The 4232-nt window shown below is 68.5% G+C and carries 3 protein-coding genes; all 3 read right to left on the bottom strand.

Features of this window, described 5'->3' with window-relative positions; all coding sequences use genetic code 11:
- Positions 1-909: penicillin acylase family protein (locus tag ACLFQI_RS12030; RefSeq protein WP_410759649.1), on the bottom strand; the 909-nt coding region annotated here is incomplete at its 3' end.
- Positions 910-977: 68 nt separating this feature from the next.
- Positions 978-2207, bottom strand: a complete 1230-nt coding sequence (locus tag ACLFQI_RS12025) for a BPSS1780 family membrane protein (RefSeq protein WP_410759647.1) — start codon at positions 2205-2207, stop codon at positions 978-980.
- A gap of 11 nt (positions 2208-2218) precedes the next feature.
- The coding region (locus tag ACLFQI_RS12020) for a hypothetical protein (RefSeq protein ID WP_410759645.1) at positions 2219-4232 on the bottom strand (2014 nt) is incomplete at its 5' end.

Below are 4232 nucleotides of genomic sequence, written 5' to 3'. Positions count from 1 at the left end.
GAGAATCCAGGGCACGCCGGGCAGGGTCACGCCAGCCGCGTGATAGCCCGGCGCCCGCAGCTCGAGTTCGTACCAGGAACTCGGCAGCGACACCGGCAGGTGCGGGTCATTCGCGAGCAGCGCGTTGCCATCGCGGGTGTGCTGACCGGTGACGGCCCAGGCATTGCTCAGGGCCTGAGACTGGGCCTGGGCCTGAGGCGCCGCTAGCGAGGCCGGCGAGGGCGCGGCCAGAGGCATCCCGGACTCGAGCCGATAGTCCGGCAGCTCGAACGCATCGGCGGGCGCCGGCTCGCCGACATTGGACGGAAACAGCTCCAGCGCGCGGGCATTGCCCAGCCGTTGCGCGAGCCGCAGAAAGACCAGCTCCTCGGCGAGATTGCTCGAATTGAGCCACGCCATGTAGGCGCCGACAAGCAGGCTATCGCGCGGCTGCCAGGGGCTGGGCTCGCGCCCGAGCAGTTGATATTCGAGCGGCAGCCGCCGCTCGGCGAGCGCCTTGTCCCGATAGGCATTGACGCCCTCGGCGTAGCGCTGCAGCAAGCCTTGCCAGCGTGGCTCGAGCGCGGCGAACGAGACCCGTGCCGCCTGCGGCAGCCCGATCGTGCGGTAGAAACGATCGGCGACCAGCGCCTCCTCGCCGAAGAGTTCGGCCAAACGCCCGCCCGCGAGCCGGCGCAGCAGATCCATCTGCCAGAGCCGCTCGCGGGCGACGACGAAGCCTTGGGCTAGGAGCAAATCCGCGAGATTCTCGGCCTCGATGCTCGGCACCGCGTGGGGGCCGTAGCGCACCGTCACCGGCCGTTGGAGCGCGGCGAGCCGCAACTCGCCGTGATAGCTCGGATGAGGGCGATGCAGCCACCATGACAGCAGCCCCGCAGCGACGAGGAGGGTCGCGAAGAGGCCGAGCAAGAACCAAAGCCATCGAAGGCGCATGTCGATGGGCCAAGATGACTTGCGCACGATCGGGGCGCGACCATCTAGAGGGCAAGGGTTCCGTGCCCGGTCGCGCCCTGATCGAACACATCCAGGTAGGCGGTGAAGACGGAGAGGATCGTCAAGGCGGCGAACAGGAGTATCAACGGGATCAGCAGGAGCATCGCCACCGCCATCAGCGTCTCCGAGAGGTCGCCCAGCAGCCGGGTCAGGAGCGCGAAGACCAGGATGCCCCCTACCAAGAGCAACAACAACGCCAAGCCGTAGACGGTCAAGGGGACGAGATTCTTCCAGCAGGTTTGAAAACTCAGCCGCATGGCCGCCACCGCGGTCATGCCGTCGAGCACGACCAGCGCCGGCGCGAACCAGTACAGCATCAGCAGCGGCACCAGGCCGAGCATCAGCAGTACCAGGAAGAGACCGAGCCCAGGCCCGATCTCGGCCGCAATCAGCGTTGGATCGTTCGAACTCAACGCCTCCATCGATCCGGCCGTCAAGACACCGGTCGCCACCGCTATGAGTCCGGCCGCCAGCGAGACCACCATCAAGCCAGCCACATAGAGCACCCCGACCGTCGCCAGTTGCCTGCCGCGCTGGGAAAAACCCGCGAAGGCCGTGGTCGAGCGCAGGGTTCCGGTCCGCTGCTGGGTGCGGGCGCCGAGCAGCAACCCGCCGGCGAAGACGGGCCCCAGGACCATCGAGGCCAGGGAGCCGATGACCGGCACCAGGCCGAGCGCGCCGGTCACCAAGTAGACCAAGGCCATGGCCGCGAGCCAGTTCCAGGGCTGTTGCTTGAATTGCGCCCAGGCCTGTTCGATCCAAACCCAACCATGACCGGCCGGACGCGCTGCGGGCTCGGACAGCGGGCGCATCCCGCTCGTCGTCACCCCTGACGCCGGCCACGAGGGCGGCGACGACGCGGCCGACGAGTCCGCGCGCGAGCGCGGAGCCGGCTCAGCCGCAGTCCCAACGGCCGATCCCGCTGCCTGCCCGGCAGCGGACGCCATCGCCGCCGGCGACGTCGGCTCGGCGGCCGGGGCATCCATCGGCTCGATGCGCGCCACGAGGCCAATCTCTTCGAGTACCTCGAGATAATGCCGGGCATTGGCCTCATCGACATCGCTCTTCAGCACCCGCGCCTCGCCGGCATCGATCAGCGCGCGCGCCTTCTCCTCGCTCACCTTGAACACGGCAGCGAAATCGCGCACCGCCTCCTCGGCCCGGGTCGCGGGGTTGAGCGTGCCGGTAAAGACGACCTGAAAGACCTGCGCCATCGATGCACTCCTCAAGCGGTCAACCGCTTCTTCATCCAGTTCAATAAGCCCGGCTCCGCCTCCCACACATCGCGCATCGCCTCGCGATAAAGCCAGGCCTGATCCTCGCCGCCGGGGGTGAAGCCGGCATCGTCCAGCATCGGCCGTTTGATCCGCTTGCGCAGCAGGAAACGCGGGATGCGCGGCAAGCGGTCGACCGCGCTGCTCAGCGCCCGCGCCGCGCGCTCCTGCTGGCCGAGCCGATAGAGCGCGAGCACCTCGCCATAGGCCAAATCGGCCAACAGATCGTTCGGGAAGCGGCGCGCCAGCGCCAAGGCCTGCCGATCCGAGCGGGCGCGCAGATAATGGTTCATCAACTCGGCGCGCGCGCCATGGTTGTCCTGCGGGTTCAACGCCAGCAAGCGCTCGCCGACCGCCACTGCGGCCTCCTCGCGACCGGCCTCGGCCTCGTGCAGATAGGCGCGGAACAACAGCCGCAGCGCCGGCCGGTTGCGCTCGGCGCTCCAGGGCAGACTGGCGACGCCGGTGGCCGCCACCGCGTGATCGATGATCGCGAGCGCGCGCTGATAGAGCGGCCCGAGCAGCGTATGCGCGACCCACGGCAGGCTGCTCTCCGGGTGCTCATAGAGCGCGGTCGCCAGATCGTCGAGCACGTCCAGGCTATTCGCCGCGCTCGGCTGCGCGCTGAGAAACCGCATCCACTCGTCGCCGTCCCAGAGCGCGCCGTCATCGAGCGCCGAGAGTTGGGTCGCATAGGGCTTCGAGGCCGGGAAGACGCGGCGCCATTCGCGCTCGATCGCGCGCAGAGCGGTGTCCGGCAGCAAGGCGCCCATCGTCCCGGACGCGGGATAGGCGCAGGCGTTCGGCAAGATCTCTTGCGGGAACAAGGACAACTGCACGCCGGCGCCCGAGGCGAGCGGATCATCCAGCGGCTCGACCTGATACGGCGCCAGCGGCAAGGCGGACAGGGATCGGATCCAGCGACAGAGTTCCAGCAGCAGCGGGTCCATGACCCCGGCATGGTTGGACACCAGCGCCTCTTGCGGGTCGATCATCGCCTGTTCGAGGAACTCCATCAGGCCGGCGTCGTCGGCGCCGCTGCGACGCAAGCGATGGCGCCAGAACTGCGCCCGCGAGCGGGCGCGGACATCGTCATGGCGGGCCGCGAGCAGGGTGATCTCGAGCAAGGCGGTGGCGGGATTGTCGGGGCCGTGGCGCAGCGCCTGCTCGAAGGCCTCGTCGGCGTAGTCGAGTTCGCCCTCGTCCATGAACATCATGGTGAAGCGCTGCCAAGCGGCGGCCTTGAGTTCGCGGCTGCCCTCGTCAGTGATGCGCAGCAGGAAGGCCTGTTTCTTCTTCCAGTGATCGAGCGCATCGAGCGCATCGCAGAGGATATCGAGCGCGGGCTCGAAACGGCCGTCGAGAGCGCCGATGTCGCCGCGGAACAGCGGTTCCAACAGGGCGGCGGCCCGCCCCGGGCGGTCGTGTTCGAGCCAGCGCTCGGCGACCTTCGCCAGCAGGGTATCGGGGACCGCCCGGCGCCTGAGCGCCTCCTGCATCGCCTCCTCGGGCAGATCGTCGATCAGCAGATCCCAGATCAGCTCGGGCGGCAGCTCGGGGAGCGGCCCGAGCGGTTCGCAACAGTCGCCATAGCTGAATCCCGACCCACAGAAGCAGGGCTCGTCAGGATCTGGTGTCGCCAGCGTGCGCGGGCGCCAATCGTTGTCGGCATGCGGCGTCGCATTCCAGATCGCCACCCCGAGCATGGTCGCGAGCCGCTCGGCCTCGCCTTCGAGCAACTCGGACTCGACGCCGAGTTCGGCTGGGATCGTCGCCTGGGACCAGGCAATGTAGCGACCGAGATCGCCATCGCCGGCGATCTGCCGCACGGCCTCGCGCAGGAGCCGTTCCATCCGCTGTGGGTCCGTGGTCTCGCTTTGCATCAGGACGCCCTCCGGCTGAGTAGTGCCAACTGGATTCCCTCGTGGCATTGTACCCGGATGGACGCGGGTCGTCTCGATGCCT

Source organism: Halochromatium sp., from assembly GCF_046541315.1.
In the GTDB taxonomy this organism is placed as follows: domain Bacteria; phylum Pseudomonadota; class Gammaproteobacteria; order Chromatiales; family Chromatiaceae; genus Lamprobacter.
This window is presented reverse-complemented; position numbering and strand designations above follow the sequence as displayed.